The organism is Pseudomonas sp. RIT288 (assembly GCF_000631985.1).
Classification (GTDB): Bacteria; Pseudomonadota; Gammaproteobacteria; order Pseudomonadales; family Pseudomonadaceae; genus Aquipseudomonas.
The window spans coordinates 252,202-269,623 of the sequence record NZ_JFYN01000034.1 but is presented as its reverse complement, the minus strand read 5'-3'; the positions used below and the strand labels follow the sequence as shown (position 1 = coordinate 269,623).

The following is a 17,422-nucleotide window of genomic DNA, read 5'->3' as shown; positions in this document are numbered from 1 at the left end:
CCGAAGGCTGCGATCTTTCAGGATCTCAACGTAATTTCAGGCTGATCGATTGCAGCTTCTTGCCATCCCGATCATGGTAATTGACCAGAATCTGATCAGCCTCGACCACCACATGGGCGAAGTTGTCTTCGCTGACCACTGCGCTGGTCAACTCATGCTGATAGTCGCCCGCTGCCGTGCGCGCCAGCGGTTGATCAAGGATGAACGTCGACGCCTTGGCATAGGGCAGCAGCTTGCTGTTGCACAACGGCGAGGAAACGATGGTGTGGACTTCGAAATCCGGGTCTTCGCTGTGGGTCAGACGCGAGGTCAGCGAGCCATGCACATCGCCCGAGATAAACACGACATTCCTGATGCGTCGGGTGCGTATGGTTTCCAGCAGGCGCAGGCGCTGCTCCGGGAAGGCTTTCCAGGCATCGTCGCCGTGCAGTTTGCGATCCGGGTAGAACATCACGCTGGTCACGACGAACTTCACCCGCGCCGGGCTGTTGATCAGCCACTTGAGCAGCGCCTGTTCCTGCGCCTCATCGAGTATGCGGCGATCATCGGCTGACAGGTTGCGGCGGGTGCGGCTGTCGGTCACAAACCATTCGATATCCCCGTCACTGAATTGATACCAGTAGTGCTCGAGTTTTGCCCGATTCACCTCTTCGTTAGTTGTAAGTTCATGCGCCGGGCTATGGCTGACTTGATAGATTTCATAGGCGGCCATGGCATTGCGATAGAACGCTTGATCTGACTTGTCGGCGTTCGCCGGCCAGTTGTCTTCGATTTCGTGATCATCCAGGATCATGTAAGTCGACGTGCCGGACATCAGGCGCTGAATGTTCGGCTGAGAGAATGCCGCGCGGTACTTGCTGGTAATTTCCTTATATTCACGATCAGGTGCGAACAGATTAAGGTCGTCGACATAAATCTGATCGCCCGTCATCAAACAGGCACTGATCGGCGGTTGCGCGCCTTCGATCAACTGGTTGATGGAGGCAAAGATCCGGTCACCCAGTTGGGGCAGCATCGGCACGCCCGCGGTCATGCGTAAATAGCGGCAGGAGCCGACGATATAGGCCTTTGGCTGCAGGGCTTTGCTGGAGCGGGTGCGCAATCGATAGATTTCCCGCGGCCACTGCAGCGGCAGTTCGGCGACGCTGTCCACGGTATGTACCGGATTCATCGGGCTGAACCAGCCGGTCTGGTATTCGTATTCGGTGTCACTGCTCAAGTTGTTGAGGGTGAACACTTCGGTCATATCGCGCCGTGCACTGGGTTCGGCGAAAGTGCCGGCTGACCACTGTTGTGTGCCAGCCGTGCGATAACGAATAGCGGCAAATACCGGTGCGTTGCCCTGGATGTCGGCGCGCATGAATATACGCGCGTGATTAGTTGTAGTGTGGCCGATAATCGGGCCAACCGTTGGCTTGAACATATTCGAGTCCGTTCGAGTAAGTTTCGTTTTTATAAATAACGCAAGATGATCGCTATTTAATCCGAGGGCAGAGATTAGTTGTCTGTCGAGGAAAAATATCGAGACGAATTCGACTGTGTTCGTAGTTCAAGTAAACCGAACTTGTAGGAAGAGGCGTTGCATTTTTCCAGGCAAAAAAAAGCCCCGTCAAACTGACGGGGTTGAGGTACGAGCGTGTGGCGCTCGAAAACGTGGAACGCAATCGGCCCTCCGTTGCCGGAGGGCCGAACGCTTTACAGCAGGATGGTGCGGATGTCGCCCAGCAGGCTGCCCAGACGCTGGGTGAAGCGTGCAGCGGCGGCGCCGTTGATCACACGGTGATCGTAGGACAGCGACAGTGGCAGCATCAGTTTCGGCTGGAAGGCTTTGCCGTCCCAGACTGGCTGGATGGTTGCCTTGGAAACACCGAGGATCGCCACTTCCGGCGCGTTGACGATCGGCGTGAAGCCGGTGCCGCCAATGTGGCCGAGGCTGGAAATGGTGAAGCAGGCGCCTTGCATCTCGTCCGAAGAGAGCTTCTTGGTGCGGGCTTTTTCAGCCAGCGAAGCAGCTTCTGCGGCCAGTTGCAGCAGGCTCTTCTGGTCGACGTTCTTGATGACCGGTACCAGCAGGCCATCCGGGGTGTCGACCGCGAAGCCGATGTTGACGTACTTCTTGCGAATGATCGCCTTGCCGCTTGGGGCCAGCGAACTGTTGAAGTCCGGCAGCTCCTTGAGCAGGTGCGCGCAGGTCTTGAGCAGCAGCGGCAGGATGGTCAGCTTGACGCCGGCCTTCTCCGCGACGGCTTTCTGCGCAACGCGGAAGGCTTCCAGCTCGGTGATGTCCGCCGAGTCGAATTGCGTCACGTGCGGCACGTTCAGCCAGCTGCGGTGCAGGTTGGCAGCGCCGACCTGCATCAGGCGGGTCATCGGCACTTCTTCGATTTCACCGAAGCGGCTGAAGTCCACGACCGGGATCGGCGGGATGCCCGCGCCACCGGTTGCGCCGCCAGCAGCGGCCGGTGCTTCCTTGGCCTTCTGCATCATGGCTTTGACGTAAACCTGCACGTCTTCTTTCAGAATGCGACCGTGCGGACCGCTGGCGCCAACGGCACTCAACTCGACGCCAAATTCACGGGCCAGTTGACGCACGGCAGGGCCGGCGTGAACTTTCGCGCCAGGCTTGGCCGGAGCAGCAACCGGAGCGGCGGCAGCAGGTGCAGCGGCAGCCGGAGCAGCAGCGGCCGGTGCCGGAGCACTTGGCGCAGCGGCAGCTGGAGCCGGGGCTGCAGCAGGGGCTGCGCCTTTGACTTTCAGCTTGAGGATCAGGTCGCCGGTACCGACTTCGTCGTCCAGCTTGATCGAAACGCTTTCCACCACGCCAGCGGCAGGCGATGGGATTTCCATGCTCGCCTTGTCGGATTCGAGGGTGATCAGCGACTGGTCGGCTTCAACGCTGTCGCCAGCCTTGACCAACACTTCGATGATCTTGGCCTTGCCGGCCGAACCGATGTCCGGAACGTGGATGTCCTGAACGCTGTCGGCGACCGGTGCAGCCGGAGCGGCGGCCGGAGCCGGCGCAGCAGCAGCGGCTGGCGCAGCAGCCTGAGCCGGAGCGGCTGCAGCAGGGGCCGCAGCACCCGCCACTTCCAGATCGAGGATCAGGTCGCCAGTGCCGACTTCGTCGTTGAGCTTGACGCTGATGGCCTTGACCACGCCCGCGGCAGGCGACGGGATTTCCATGCTGGCCTTGTCGGATTCCAGGGTGATCAGCGATTGATCAGCCTCGACCTTGTCGCCGACCTTGACCTGGATCTCGATGATCTGGGCCTTGCCCGACGAACCGATGTCCGGCACGTGCACTTGCTGCACCGAAGCGGCAGCAGGGGCAGCGGCTGGCGCGGCTGCAGCAGGAGCGGCAGCCGGTTTGGCTTCAGCTTTTGCAGCCGGTGCAGCGGCAGGCGCAGGAGCCGCTTGCGCGGCGCCCTCGACTTCCAGCTCAAGCAGTTCGTCGCCTTCTTTCAGACGGTCGCCCAGCTTCACTTTCAGGCTCTTGATGACGCCGGCTTTCGGGGCCGGCACTTCCATGCTGGCCTTGTCCGATTCCAGGGTCAGGATGCTCTGGTCGGCTTCGATACGGTCGCCGACCTTCACAAACAGTTCAATTACTTCACCTTCACCGCTGCCGATGTCAGGTACGCGAATGAGTTCGCTCACAAAATGTCTCCTCAGCAGTCCAGTGGGTTGCGTTTTTCCGGGTCGATGCCGAACTTGACGATGGCCTCGGCCACCACTTTAGGTTCGATATCACCACGGTCAGCCAGTGCTTCCAGGGCTGCCAACACCACGAAATGACGGTCGACTTCGAAGAAATGACGCAGTTTCTTGCGGCTGTCGCTGCGGCCGAAACCGTCGGTGCCCAGGACTTTGAATTCCTTGGACGGTACCCACTGACGGATCTGTTCGGCGAACAGCTTCATGTAGTCGGTAGAGGCAATGACCGGACCTTTGCGGCCGCTCAGGCACTCTTCAACGTAGCTCTGCTTAGGCTTCTGGCCAGGCTTCAGGCGGTTGCTGCGCTCAACGGCCAGGCCGTCGCGACGCAATTCGTTGAAGCTGGTGACGCTCCATACGTCAGCGCCGATGTTGAACTCTTCACGCAGAATCTTCGCCGCTTCACGCACTTCACGCAGGATGGTGCCGGAGCCCATCAGCTGTACGTGATGCGCCGCATCGCGGGTGTCTTCTTCGAGCAGGTACATGCCTTTCTTGATGCCTTCTTCGGCACCGGCCGGCATGGCTGGCTGCTGGTACGACTCGTTCATCACGGTGATGTAGTAGAAGATGTCCTGTTGCTCTTCGGTCATCTTCTTCATGCCGTCCTGAATGATCACCGCCAGCTCGTAGCCGTAGGTTGGATCGTAGGTGCGGCAGTTCGGGATGGTTGCGGCCAGCAGGTGGCTGTGACCGTCTTCGTGTTGCAGGCCTTCACCGTTCAGGGTGGTACGGCCGGCGGTGCCGCCGATCAGGAAGCCACGGGTACGGCTGTCGCCAGCGGCCCACGCCAGGTCACCGATACGCTGGAAACCGAACATCGAGTAGAAGATGTAGAACGGCAGCATCGGCTGGTTGTGGCTGGAGTACGAAGTACCGGCAGCGATGAACGAGCTCATGGCGCCTGCTTCGTTGATGCCTTCTTCAAGGATCTGACCTTTCTGGTCTTCCTTGTAGAACATCACCTGGTCTTTATCGACTGGCTCGTAGAGCTGGCCGACGGAGGAGTAGATTCCCAGCTGACGGAACATGCCTTCCATACCGAAGGTACGGGCTTCGTCCGGGATGATCGGCACGATGCGCGGGCCGATTTCCTTGTCCTTGACCAGTTGCGCGAGGATCCGCACGAAGGCCATGGTGGTGGAGATTTCACGGTCGCCCGAACCATCGAGGATGGCTTTCAGGGTGTCCAGGTCCGGGGTCGGTACGCTGAAGCTCTGTGCGCGGCGCTGAGGTACGAAACCGCCCAGTGCAGCACGGCGCTCGCTCAGGTAGCGGGCTTCGGCGCTGTTTGGTTCTGGCTTGAAGAACGGCAGGTTCTCCAGCTCTTCGTCCTTGACCGGGATGTCGAAGCGGTCACGGAACAACTTCAGGCTGTCGACGTCGACTTTCTTGGTGTTGTGCGCAGTGTTTTTCGCTTCGCCGGCACCGGTGCCATAACCCTTGATGGTCTTGGCGAGGATGACGGTTGGTTGTTCTTTGTGGTTGACCGCTTCGTGGTACGCCGCATAGACCTTGTACGGGTCGTGGCCGCCACGGTTGAGTTTCCAGATCTCGTCGTCGGACAGATCGGCAACCATCGCCTTGAGTTCAGGCGTGTTGAAGAAGTGCTCGCGAACGAACGCGCCGTCTTTGGCTTTGTAGTTCTGGTACTCGCCGTCGATGACTTCGTCCATGCGACGTTGCAGGATGCCGTCGACGTCCTTGGCCAGCAGTGGGTCCCAGAAACGGCCCCAGATGACTTTGGTCACGTTCCACTGAGCACCGCGGAACACGCCTTCGAGTTCCTGGATGATCTTGCCGTTGCCGCGAACCGGGCCGTCGAGGCGCTGCAGGTTGCAGTTGATGACGAAGATCAGGTTGTCCAGCTTCTCGCGGCCGGCCAGGGAGATCGCGCCCAGGGATTCCGGCTCGTCGCACTCGCCGTCGCCCAGGAAGCACCAGACTTTCTGTTTGCCCGGCTGGATGAAACCGCGGTGTTCCAGGTACTTCATGAAACGTGCCTGGTAGATCGCCTGGATCGGACCCAGACCCATGGATACGGTCGGGAACTGCCAGAAGTCAGGCATCAGCCAAGGGTGCGGATAGGACGACAGGCCCTGACCGTCGACTTCCTGGCGGAAGTTGTTCATCTGGTCTTCGGTGATGCGGCCTTCCATGAACGCACGGGCGTAAACGCCTGGCGAGGTGTGGCCCTGGAAGTAGATCAGGTCGCCGCCGTGTTCGTCGGTCGGGGCCTGGAAGAAGTAGTTGAAGCCGATGTCATACAGGGTCGCGCTGGAAGCGAAGCTGGAGATGTGACCACCCAGGTCAGAATCTTTCAGGTTCGTACGCATTACCATGGCCATCGCGTTCCAGCGCACCAGCGAGCGAATGCGGCGTTCCATGAACAGGTCGCCAGGCATGCGTGCTTCGTGGGTTACCGGGATGGTGTTGCGGTAAGGCGTGGTGATGGCGTAAGGGAGCTGCGAACCGCTGCGGGTCGCCAGTTCACCCATACGGGTCATCAGATAGTGAGCACGGTCTTCGCCTTCTTTGTCGAGAACCGATTCCAGGGCGTCCAGCCATTCCTGGGTTTCGACGGGATCGAGGTCTTGCATGGCTTGCTCCAGGGCGGAAAGGCTTCCAGAATCGGTTGCCTGAGTTTGCGACTGGCCTTGTGGGCAGACGATTTAAAATTCTTGGATTGCCGACAGGTTGTTCCGGCGGCGTGTAGTTTTACTACAAATCTTTGAGCATTTCAGCCTTTCGCCTGTATAGACGAGTAGTAAAACTACAGAGGAAAGGCTTGTGGCCTCCGACTGCGTTGTGAGAATAATCGTTAAGGTTGGTCGATTACCATCCGAAAAAGGTGAAAGTTTGATGCTGGATGCCAAAGAAGAAGAAATTTCAGCTATTTCTAACTTTTGTTCGACAGTCCTTCGCGTAGCGGTTTTTCATCAAACACTACAAGCGGCCGTTTACACGCCGATCAAGGATAGACCATGACCCTGCCCGTGCTTGCCGAACTCCCCGCCATTCTCCTGCCGTTGGTCACTCGATCCGAGCAGTCGTTCCGTACGGCCGTCGCCGCGCTGGAAGACGATCTCGGCTTCTCCAACTGGACGCCGGAGCGCTGGGCGCAATTCGCTCGCGTCAGTGCCGCCAGCGATTTCGTCATTGAACAGAGCGTTCGTGACCCTTTGATGTTGCTGTCGCTGGTGCAGTCCGGTGAACTCGATCGGCCGTTCGCGCCGGGTGAACTGTGCGCGCAGATTGCCGCCGCCGTGAACACCGCGCAAAGCGAAGACGAGCTCGGGCGCGTCCTGCGCCGTCAGCGCGCTCGGCATCAAGTGCGGATCATCTGGCGTGACCTCAATCGCCAGGCCGATCTGGTGCAGACCTGCCGCGACCTGTCGGACATGGCCGACGCCACCATCGATCAAGCCTACCAATGGCTGTACAGCCGCCATTGCCAGCAATTCGGCACGCCGACCGGCCGACGCAGCGGTCTGCCACAGCAGATGGTCATTCTCGGCATGGGCAAGCTCGGCGCGGTCGAGCTGAACCTGTCGTCGGACATCGACCTGATCTTCGCCTACCCCGAGGGCGGCGAAACCGTCGGCGTGAAACGCGCGCTGGATAATCAGGAATTCTTCATTCGGCTTGGTCAGCGCCTGATCAAGGCGCTCGACCCGATGACCGTCGACGGCTTCGTGTTCCGCGTCGACATGCGCCTGCGCCCGTACGGTTCGTCCGGCGCGCTGGTGCTGAGCTTCAATGCACTGGAGCAGTATTACCAGGATCAGGGCCGCGACTGGGAACGCTACGCGATGATCAAAGCGCGGGTGGTGGCCGGCGATCAAACGGCCGGCGCGCAGTTACTCGATATGCTGCGCCCGTTCGTCTATCGGCGTTATCTGGACTTCTCGGCGATCGAAGCGCTGCGCACCATGAAGCAGCTGATCCAGCAGGAAGTGCGGCGCAAGGGCATGGCCGACAACATCAAACTCGGCTCCGGCGGTATCCGCGAGGTCGAGTTCATTGCCCAGGCCTTCCAGTTGATCCACGGCGGGCGCGACCTCAGCCTGCAACAGCGTCCTCTATTAAAGGTGCTGAGCACGCTGGAAGGGCAGGGCTATCTGCCGCCGGCGGTGATCAGTGAGTTGCGCGAAGGTTACGAATTCCTGCGTTACACCGAGCACGCGATTCAGGCGATTGCCGATCGCCAGACCCAGATGTTGCCGGACGGCGCTCAGGATCAGGCGCGGATCGCGTTCATGCTTGGTTTTGCCGATTGGCACGCCTTCCACGAAAAACTGATGTTCTGGCGTGGCCGGGTGGCCTGGCACTTCGCGCAGGTGATCGCCGATCCCGATGAGGAAGAGGGCGCTGACTGCGAAGTCGTGGTGGGCGGTGAGTGGTTGCCGCTGTGGGAAGAGGCGCAGGACGAAGAGGCTGCTTGCCGGCAGCTCGAAGAGGGTGGCTTTGCTGATGCGACCAAGGCCCTGAAAGCGCTGGCGAGCCTGCGTGGCAGCCCGCAATTGCGCGCGATGCAGCGGCTGGGTCGCGAGCGTCTCGATGCGTTTATTCCGCGTCTGCTGGCTCAGGCGGTGGAACATGACAATCCGGATCTGGTGCTGGAGCGGGTGCTGCCACTGGTCGAAGCGGTCGCCCGACGTTCGGCTTATTTGGTCCTTCTGACGGAAAACCCCGGCGCCTTGCGGCGTTTGCTGACGCTGTGCGCGGCCAGTCCGTGGATCGCCGAGCAGATCACCCGCTTCCCGTTGCTGCTCGACGAATTGCTCAATGAAGGCCGGCTGTTCAAGCCGCCCCTGGCGCCCGAATTGGCCGCCGAGTTGCGCGAGCGCCTGACGCGGATCCCCGAAGATGACCTCGAACAGCAGATGGAAGCCCTGCGCCACTTCAAACTGGCGCACCGCTTACGCGTCGCCGCCTCGGAAATTGCTGGCAGTCTGCCGTTGATGAAAGTCAGTGATTACCTGACCTGGCTCGCCGAAGCGATTCTCGAACAAGTGCTGGCACTGGCCTGGCGTCAGACGGTGGCCAAATACGGCACGCCGCTGCGCACTGACGGCAGCCTGTGCGATCCCGGCTTCATCATTGTCGGTTATGGCAAAGTCGGTGGGCTGGAACTGGGGCATGGTTCGGACCTGGACCTGGTGTTCATCCATGACGGCGATCCGCAGGCGGAAACCGACGGGCCGAAGCCGATCGATGGCGCGCAGTTCTTCACCCGGCTGGGGCAGCGGATCATTCACTTGCTGACGGCGCAGACCAACTCCGGCCAGCTGTATGAAGTGGATATGCGTTTGCGGCCGTCCGGCGCGTCGGGGCTGTTGGTCAGTTCGCTCGGGGCGTTTGAGCGCTATCAGGAAAATGAAGCCTGGACCTGGGAACATCAGGCCCTGGTGCGGGCGCGGGTGCTGGTCGGCAGTCAGGATGTCGGTCAGGCCTTCGAGAAAGTCCGCGCGCAGGTTTTGGGCAAGGCGCGGGATCTGGCGAAGTTGCAACAGGAAGTCAGCGAGATGCGCGCCAAGATGCGCGATAACCTCGGCAGCAAGAGCACGGCGGCCGGAACCGCGGTAAATGCCTTCGAGGCCACGGCGCCGTTCGACCTCAAGCAGGACGCCGGAGGTATCGTCGATATTGAATTTATGGTGCAATACGCGGCCCTGGCGTGGTCGCACAGCCACCCGCCATTGCTGCGCTGGACCGATAACATCCGCATTCTGGAAGAGCTGGAACACGAAGGGCTGATGCCTGCCGAAGATGCCAGCCTGTTGCGCGAGGCCTATAAAGCCTACCGCTCCGCCGCTCACCGGCAGGCCTTGCAGAAGGACGCCGGGGTGATTGCAGGCGATCAGTTTGTCGAGGAGCGCCGGCAGGTATTGCGGATCTGGAAAGAATTGGGGCTGAGCTGAGTCGCAGATGTGTGAACAGATGCAAAACCCTGTAGGAGCGAGCCTGCTCGCGATAGCGGAGTATCAGACGACTTCAATGTTGAATGTAACGACCCCATCGCGAGCAGGCTCACTCCTACAATAGATCTGCGGTGAGTCGCAGATGTGTGAACAGATGCAAAAACCTGTAGGAGCGAGCCTGCTCGCGATAGCGGAGTACCAGACGACTGCAATGTTGAATGTAACGACCCCATCGCGAGCAGGCTCACTCCTACGATAGATCTGCGGTGAGTCGCAGATGTGTGAGTCAATGCAAGACCCTGTAGGAGCGAGCCTGCTCGCGATAGCGGAGTATCAGACGACTGCAATGTTGAATGAACGACCCCATCGCGAGCAGGCTCACTCCTACGATAGATCTGCGGTGAGTCGCAGATGTGTGAACAGATGCAAAACCCTGTAGGCGCGAGCCTGCTCGCGATAGCGGAATATCAGACGACTGCAATGTTGGATGAACGACCCCATCGCGAGCAGGCTCACCCCTACAATAGATCTGCGGTGAGTCGCAGATGTGTGAACAGATGCAAAACCCTGTAGGAGCGAGCCTGCTCGCGATAGCGGAGTGACAGTCGACAGTCATGTTGAAGGTAATGACCCATCGCAAGCCGCGCCGCTCCCACTGTGATTCTCGAGGCGGGGAGGCGTAAATGCCTCCCCGGTTCGTTTATGGAAACCACATGAATATTCTGATCGTTGGGCCCAGTTGGGTCGGTGACATGGTGATGGCGCAGACACTGTTTCAGTGTCTCAAGCAGCGCCACCCGCAATGCGAAATCGACGTGCTGGCCCCCGAGTGGAGCCGGCCGATCCTTGAGCGCATGCCCGAAGTGCGCAAGGCCTTGAGCTTTCCGCTCGGCCATGGCGCGCTGGAACTGGCGACGCGTCGGCGAATCGGCAAGTCCCTGGCCGGCCAGTACGATCAGGCGATCCTGCTGCCGAACTCGCTGAAGTCGGCGCTGGTACCGTTTTTCGCCGGCATCAAACAACGCACCGGCTGGCGTGGTGAATTCCGCTACGGCCTGCTCAACGACGTGCGCACGCTGGATAAAGAACGCTATCCGTTGATGATCGAGCGCTTCATGGCCCTGGCTTACGAGCCGAACGCCGAGCTGCCGCAACCTTATCCGCGTCCGAGCCTGCAAATCGATCCGGTGACCCGCGAAGCGGCGCTGGCGAAATTTGGCCTGACCCTCGACCGACCGGTGTTGGCTCTGTGCCCCGGCGCCGAGTTCGGCGAATCCAAGCGCTGGCCGTCCGAGCATTACGCCAGGGTTGCCGAAGCGCGGATTCGCGAAGGCTGGCAGGTGTGGTTGTTCGGCTCGAAGAACGACCACGCGGTGGGCGAAGACATCCGCGCGCGGCTGATTCCCGGCCTGCGTGAAGAGTCGGTCAACCTCAGCGGCGGCACCTCGCTGGCCGAAGCCATCGACCTGCTGTCGTGCGCCGATTCGGTGGTGTCCAACGACTCCGGCCTGATGCACGTTGCTGCTGCGCTGAACCGTCCATTGGTGGCGGTCTACGGTTCGACGTCGCCGGGGTTCACCCCGCCGCTGGCCGAGCACGTCGAAATTGTTCGGTTGGGTCTGGATTGCAGTCCGTGCTTCGATCGCACCTGCCGTTTCGGCCATTACAACTGCCTGCGCCAGCTGATGCCGGACGCGGTCAACGATGCCTTGCAGAAACTGCAGGGCTCCGTGGTCGAGGTTCATTAAGTTGCGGGTATTGCTGATCAAGACCTCATCGCTGGGCGACGTGATTCACGCGTTGCCGGCGCTGACCGACGCGGCCCGGGCCATCCCCGGGATCAAGTTCGACTGGGTGGTGGAAGAAGGCTTCGCCGAGATCCCGACCTGGCACCCGGCCGTCGGCAAGGTGATTCCGGTGGCGATCCGTCGCTGGCGCAAAAACCTCTGGCAGACCATCAAGAGCGGCGAGTGGAAGCGCTTCAAGCAAAGCGTGCGCGCCAGCAAATACGATCTGGTGATCGACGCTCAGGGCCTGCTGAAAAGTGCCTGGCTGACGCGCTACGTCAAAGCCCCGGTGGCCGGTCTCGACAAAGGCTCGGCGCGCGAGCCGATCGCCGCACGTTTCTACGACCGCAAACTGGCGGTGGCCCGCGGGCAACATGCAGTCGAACGGGTGCGTCAGCTGTTCGCCATCGCCCTCGGTTATGACCTGCCCAAAGGGTTGGGCGACTACGGCCTCAACGTCGAGCGTCTGGTGGAATTGCCGCGCAAGAGCGCCTTCGTGGTGTTCCTGCACGGCACCACATGGGACACCAAGCATTGGCCGGAAGCCTACTGGCGCGAGCTGACCGAACGCGTCGGCTATCTGGGCGTCGGGGTCAAACTGCCGTGGGGCAACCCGCTGGAGAAGGCCCGTGCCGAACGGATTGCCGCCGGTTTCAAGCACGCCGAAGTGCTGCCGAAGCTGAATCTGGCCGGGGTCGGCAAAGTGCTGGCCGGCGCCCAGGCTTGCGTCGCGGTGGACACCGGTCTCGGTCACCTTGCCGCCGCGCTGGATGTACCGACAATTTCGCTGTTCGGCCCGACCAACCCGGGCCTGACCGGCGCCTACGGCAAGGTGCAGATTCACATGGCCAGTGATTTCCCCTGCGCCCCTTGCCTGCAAAAGAAATGCACTTACCAACCGACCGCGCAGGATGCCCGTCAGTTTGACCTGAAACGCGAGCAGCCCCTGTGCTTCACGCGTGTGAATCCCGAGCGTGTCGCCAGCCGACTGAGCACGTTGTTAATGGCTGAGGAGCTGCGCTGATGCAATTGGCTTTTGTTCTGTACAAATATTTCCCGTTCGGTGGTTTGCAGCGCGATTTCATGCGCATCGCCCTCGAATGCCAGAAGCGCGGCCATCAGATCCGCGTCTACACGCTGATCTGGGAAGGCGACGTGCCGCCCGGTTTCGAAGTGCTGGTGGCGCCGGTCAAGGCGTTCTTCAATCATCGGCGCAACGAGAAGCTCACGGCGTGGATGGAAGCGGATCTGGCCAAGCGTCCGGTGGACCGGTTGATCGGCTTCAACAAGATGCCGGGTCTGGACGTCTACTACGCCGCCGACGGCTGCTTCGAAGACAAGGCGCAGAACCTGCGCCATTCGCTGTACCGCCGTTGGGGCCGCTATCGCCACTTCGCCGAGTACGAGCGCGCGGTGTTTGCCAAGGACGCGAAAACCGAAGTGCTGATGATTTCCGAAGTGCAGCAGCCGCTGTTCATCAAGCATTACGACACGCCGCTGGAGCGCTTCCACCTGTTGCCGCCGGGTATCGCCCAGGACCGTCGCCGGCCGGCGGATGCCGACGAGATTCGCGCCGGTTTCCGCGCCGAATTCAGCCTCAAGGACGACGAATTGCTGCTGGTGCAGATCGGCTCCGGGTTCAAGACCAAGGGCGTCGATCGCAGCCTCAAGGCGCTGGCCGCACTGCCTGCCGAACTGAAGAAACGCACCCGGCTGTTTGTAATCGGCCAGGATGACCCCAAATTGTTCCAGATGCAGAGTGCGACTTTGGGCCTGGGCGACAACGTGACGTTCCTCAAGGGGCGCAGCGATATCCCGCGTTTCCTGCTCGGCGCCGACCTGTTGATCCACCCGGCGTACAACGAAAACACCGGTACGGTGCTGCTCGAGGCGCTGGTCGCCGGGTTGCCGGTGCTGGTCAGCGCGGTCTGCGGTTACGCCCATTACATCGCCGAGGCGGACGCCGGGCGAGTGCTGGACGAACCGTTCGATCAGGCGCAACTGACGCAATACCTGACTGACATGTTGAATGACGACGCTGCACGCGCGGCCTGGAGCCGCAATGGTCTGGCCTTCGCCGAGACGGCCGACCTCTACAGCATGCCGCAGCACGCGGCCGATGTGATTCTGGCGGAGCACGCTTAAATGAAGTTGATGCTGGCTGAACCGTTCAAGAGCCTTTGGGCCGGACGCGACCCGTTCGCCGAAGTCGAAGGCTTGCAGGGCGAGGTCTACCGCGAGCTGGAAGCTCGACGCACGCTGCGCACGGAAGTCGACGGCAACGGCTTTTTCGTCAAGATCCACCGGGGCATCGGCTGGGGCGAGATCTTCAAGAATCTGCTGACCGCCAAGCTGCCGGTGCTTGGCGCAGGTCAGGAGTGGAAGGCGATCCAGCGTTTGCAGGAAGTCGGCGTGCCGACCATGACCGCCGTGGCTTACGGTGAGAAGGGCAGCAACCCGGCCGATCAACATTCGTTCATTGTTACCGAAGAGCTGGCGCCGACCATCAGCCTCGAAGACTTCAGCATCGATTGGGTCAAGCAACCGCCGGCGCCTGCGCTCAAGCGCGCGCTGATCGCTGAAGTGGCGCGCATGACCGGCATGATGCACCGCGCCGGGGTCAACCACCGCGACTGCTACATCTGCCACTTTCTGCTGCACACCGACAAGCCGATCACCCCGGAAGATTTCAAGCTCTCGGTGATCGACCTGCACCGCGCCCAGACCCGCCCACGTATTACTCAACGCTGGCGCAACAAGGACCTGGCCGCGCTGTATTTCTCGGCGCTGGACATCGGCCTGACCCGACGCGACAAGCTGCGTTTCCTCAAGGGCTACTTCCAGCAACCGCTACGGCAGATTCTCGCCGAAGAAGCACCGTTGCTGAGCTGGCTCGAAGGCAAGGCCAACAAGCTTTATGCGCGCAAACAGCGTTACGGGGATGCGCTCTGATGGCGGGTTGGACGCTTGAACCGCAGTACAGCGAACTGGCCGAAGATTTTGGCAGCCTCGAAGCGGTGTTTGCCCTGCAGGGCGAGCGCCTGACCCGCGACCCGCTGTCCGAAGTCATCCGCGTGCAGCGCAACGGCGTGAATTACTACGTCAAACGCTACGTCGGCGCCGGCAAAGGCTTGCGCCGTTACTTGGGCAAGCCACGGGTAAAAATGGAGTGGCAGAACCTCAAGCGCTTCGCCAAGTGGGGTATTCCCACTGCCGAAGTGGTGGCCTGGGGCCTGGAGCGACGTGGCGCGGCCTATGCTCGTGGCGCCATGATCACCCGCGAGCTGCCGCGCACCGAAGACCTCTCGGCGCTGGCCGAACGCAACGATCCGAAACTCAAGGATCGGCTGTGGGTCGATGGCATCAGCCGTCAACTGGCCGGCTACACCCGAACCATGCACGACCACCGCTTTACCCATAACGATCTGAAATGGCGCAACCTGCTGATCGACGATCAGGCGCAGGTGTTTCTGATCGACTGCCCGAACGGCGATTTCTGGCGCGGCTTCTGGCTCAAATACCGGATCACCAAGGATCTGGCCTGTCTCGACAAGGTGGCCAAATATCACCTGTCGAACACCCAGCGCCTGCGCTTCTATCTGCAATACCGCGGACGTGATCGGCTCAATGCCGCCGACAAGAAACGGATTCGCCACGTGGTGAGATTTTTCGAGGGACGCGAATGACTGATTTCCTGGCTGCTGAAGACCGGGCGCTGCTTGAGCGTCATGGCCTCGGCACTTTCGACGCGCTCTGGGCCAAACAGCTCGAAGCCGTGGACGAACCGAACACCGATGGCGGTGGCTGGAGCAGCGTGTTTCGCCTGGAGCTGGATGGGCAGGCGTATTACCTCAAGCGCCAGAGCAACTACCTGACCCGTACCCTGCATGCGCCGTTCGGCGAGCCGAGTTTCGCCCGCGAGTTTCGCAATATCAGCCGCTACAACAAGTTGGGGATCCCGGCGCTGCAAGCGGCGTTCTTCGGTGAGCGCAAGGTCAAGGGCGATGTCCAGGCGATCCTGCTGACCCGGGCCCTCGACGGCTGGGACGACCTTGATTCGCTGTTGCAACGCTGGTCCGAGCTGACCGCCGCGCAGCACTCGGCCATTCTCAAGGCCTGTGGACAGCTGGCGCGCCAGCTGCACGGCGTGCGTCAGGTGCACGGCTGCTTTTATCCGAAACACATCTTTTTGCAGGCTGATGGCGACGCGTATAAGGCGCAGTTGATCGACCTGGAAAAGACCCGGCCACTGCTGTTCTTCATTCGCGACCGGGTCAAGGATCTGGAGCCGCTGCTGCGTCGCGCGCCGGAATGGAGCGAGGCGCAATTGCGCGAGTTGCTCGCGGCCTATCTCGATCAGCCAGTCGACAGTTCGCTGGTCGACAGTTGGGTGACGCGCCTGACCGCACGGCGCAGTCGCAAGGAGACCCGTTGATGCGCTTGTCCGAACTGAAAAACGCCGGACGTGCGCCGAGTCTGCCGCTGACGATCAGCCTCGCTGATGCGGCCGGCCCTGCGGATTTGCAGTTGCTCAGTCTGTTGCGGGTGTTGCCGGGGCAGCGCTATGTCGGTGCCGGGGTCTGGCGCGGGCGGCCGGTGCTGGCCAAATTGCTGGTGGGCAGCAAGGCTGCGCGGCATTTTCAGCGCGAACTGGCGGGCGTCAAACTGCTCGCCGAACAAGGCCTGACCACGCCGCTGTTGTTGGCTGATGGTTTGCAGGACGGCGAGGGTGGCTGGCTGTTGTTCGAATTTCTCGAAGGTGCCGAAAGCCTCGGTGATGCCTGGCAGAAAGTCGAATCGCTGCCGGTGCTGGCGGACGAGCAATCGGCGGTACTCGCCGAGGCGCTGGGCGCTATCGGCCAACTGCATGGCAAAGGCCTGTGGCAGGAAGATCTGCACCTCGACAACCTGCTGCGCCAGGGCGGTCAGTTGTACCTGATCGACGGTGCCGGGATTTGCGCCGAGACCGCTGGCCAGCCGTTGTCGCGGCAGAAAGTGCTGGAAAACCTCGGGGTGTTTTTCGCCCAGTTGCCCAAGTCACTGGAGCCGTTCACCGAAGAATTGCTGGTGTATTACCTGCTGAGCAACAGCGAGCATGCGCTGCCGCTGGAAGCCCTGCAGAAGCAGATCGCCAAGGTGCGTGCCTGGCGCCTGAAGGATTATCTGATCAAGGTGGGCCGCGAGTGCACGTTGTTCAGTGTGCAGCGCGGTGCATTTGGCCTGCGGGCGATCCGTCGCGAGGAAGAAGCGGCGATGCTGCCGGTGCTGGATCAGGCCGATGCGCTGCTCGATCAGGGCCATCTGTACAAGACCGGCGGCGCGGCGAGCGTCGGCAAGGTCGAAGTGGCCGGGCGCACGTTGGTGATCAAGCGCTACAACATCAAAGGCTTCGCGCACTGGCTCAAGCGCTTCTGGCGTCCGAGCCGCGCGTGGCACTCGTGGCGTGAAGGCAATCGCCTGGCGTTCCTCGGCATCGCCACGCCGAAACCGCTGGCGGTGCTGGAAAAGCGCTTTTTGTGGCTGCGCAGCCGTGCTTATCTGGTGACCGAGTTCCTGCCGGGGCCGGACATCATCGAGCGCTTTGCGCCATATGTTGAAAGCGGTGCGGCGCCGGAATCCGAATTGCTGGCGCTGGATCAATTGTTTGCACGATTGATTGCCGAGCGCATCAGCCATGGCGACTTCAAGGGCCATAACCTGTTCTGGCAAGAAGATCGCTGGGCGCTGATCGACCTGGATTCGATGTGTCAGCACAGTTCTGTCGGAAGTTTCGCACCGGCCTATGCGCGGGATCGGGCACGGTTCATGCGCAACTGGCCCGAGAGCAGCGCGCTGTATCAAGTGATCGATCAGCGGTTGCCCAAGGACATCTCCAGCGCGTCCTGAGCCGCCTTCGCCAGCAGGCTGGCTCCTACAGGGGAATGCATTCCACTGTAGGAGTGAGCCTGCTCGCGATAGGGCTTTAAAGCCCCATAAATCTCCCGTTGAGCAATAGCG

Annotated in this window: 12 protein-coding genes; 9 read left to right on the top strand and 3 right to left on the bottom strand. The window is 61.0% G+C overall.

Features of this window, described 5'->3' with window-relative positions:
• Nucleotides 1-25 precede the first annotated feature (25 nt).
• The 3 genes from BW33_RS19980 to aceE form a co-directional block, all read right to left on the bottom strand.
• Nucleotides 26-1,423 (bottom strand): alkaline phosphatase D family protein, encoded by a 1,398-nt coding sequence (locus BW33_RS19980; protein WP_047600763.1) that lies wholly within the window; start codon nucleotides 1,421-1,423, stop codon nucleotides 26-28.
• A gap of 272 nt (nucleotides 1,424-1,695) precedes the next feature.
• Entirely contained in the window at nucleotides 1,696-3,657 is a 1,962-nt protein-coding gene (gene aceF, locus BW33_RS19975) for a dihydrolipoyllysine-residue acetyltransferase (protein WP_047600762.1), read from the bottom strand.
• An 11-nt stretch (nucleotides 3,658-3,668) separates the two neighbouring features.
• Nucleotides 3,669-6,314: a pyruvate dehydrogenase (acetyl-transferring), homodimeric type gene (gene aceE / locus BW33_RS19970; RefSeq protein ID WP_003220999.1), complete on the bottom strand. Its 2,646-nt coding sequence runs from the start codon at nucleotides 6,312-6,314 to the stop codon at nucleotides 3,669-3,671.
• A gap of 262 nt (nucleotides 6,315-6,576) precedes the next feature.
• Between aceE and BW33_RS30340 the strand changes: the two genes are divergently transcribed.
• From BW33_RS30340 to BW33_RS19930, 9 genes are all read left to right on the top strand, one after another.
• Entirely contained in the window at nucleotides 6,577-6,702 is a 126-nt protein-coding gene (locus tag BW33_RS30340) for a hypothetical protein (RefSeq protein WP_269079449.1), read from the top strand.
• Nucleotides 6,699-9,638 carry a bifunctional [glutamate--ammonia ligase]-adenylyl-L-tyrosine phosphorylase/[glutamate--ammonia-ligase] adenylyltransferase gene (glnE, locus tag BW33_RS19965; RefSeq protein WP_047600761.1) on the top strand — a complete coding sequence of 980 codons (2,940 nt, stop codon included), beginning with the start codon at nucleotides 6,699-6,701 and terminating at the stop codon, nucleotides 9,636-9,638. The genes BW33_RS30340 and glnE overlap by 4 nt, the downstream gene beginning before the upstream one ends.
• Nucleotides 9,639-10,351: 713 nt before the next feature.
• A complete protein-coding gene (gene waaF / locus BW33_RS19960; protein ID WP_047600760.1) occupies nucleotides 10,352-11,386 on the top strand; it encodes a lipopolysaccharide heptosyltransferase II in 1,035 nt (344 codons plus the stop codon).
• A 1-nt stretch (nucleotide 11,387) separates the two neighbouring features.
• Entirely contained in the window at nucleotides 11,388-12,449 is a 1,062-nt protein-coding gene (gene waaC / locus BW33_RS19955; RefSeq protein ID WP_047600759.1) for a lipopolysaccharide heptosyltransferase I, read from the top strand.
• Nucleotides 12,449-13,570 carry a glycosyltransferase family 4 protein gene (locus BW33_RS19950; RefSeq protein WP_047600757.1) on the top strand — a complete coding sequence of 374 codons (1,122 nt, stop codon included), beginning with the start codon at nucleotides 12,449-12,451 and terminating at the stop codon, nucleotides 13,568-13,570. Before waaC ends, BW33_RS19950 begins: the two co-directional genes overlap by 1 nt.
• The gene (gene rfaP / locus BW33_RS19945) at nucleotides 13,571-14,377 is read left to right on the top strand and encodes a lipopolysaccharide core heptose(I) kinase RfaP (RefSeq protein ID WP_047600756.1); all 807 of its coding nucleotides are present in this window, start codon (nucleotides 13,571-13,573) and stop codon (nucleotides 14,375-14,377) included. It abuts the gene before it with no gap.
• Nucleotides 14,377-15,111: a lipopolysaccharide kinase InaA family protein gene (locus tag BW33_RS19940; protein WP_047600755.1), complete on the top strand. Its 735-nt coding sequence runs from the start codon at nucleotides 14,377-14,379 to the stop codon at nucleotides 15,109-15,111. Before rfaP ends, BW33_RS19940 begins: the two co-directional genes overlap by 1 nt.
• Nucleotides 15,108-15,860 carry a lipopolysaccharide kinase InaA family protein gene (locus BW33_RS19935; RefSeq protein WP_047600754.1) on the top strand — a complete coding sequence of 251 codons (753 nt, stop codon included), beginning with the start codon at nucleotides 15,108-15,110 and terminating at the stop codon, nucleotides 15,858-15,860. The genes BW33_RS19940 and BW33_RS19935 overlap by 4 nt, the downstream gene beginning before the upstream one ends.
• Nucleotides 15,860-17,311, top strand: coding sequence for a lipopolysaccharide kinase InaA family protein (locus tag BW33_RS19930; RefSeq protein ID WP_047600753.1), 1,452 nt, complete (start codon nucleotides 15,860-15,862; stop codon nucleotides 17,309-17,311). The genes BW33_RS19935 and BW33_RS19930 overlap by 1 nt, the downstream gene beginning before the upstream one ends.
• Nucleotides 17,312-17,422: the final 111 nt, after the last annotated feature.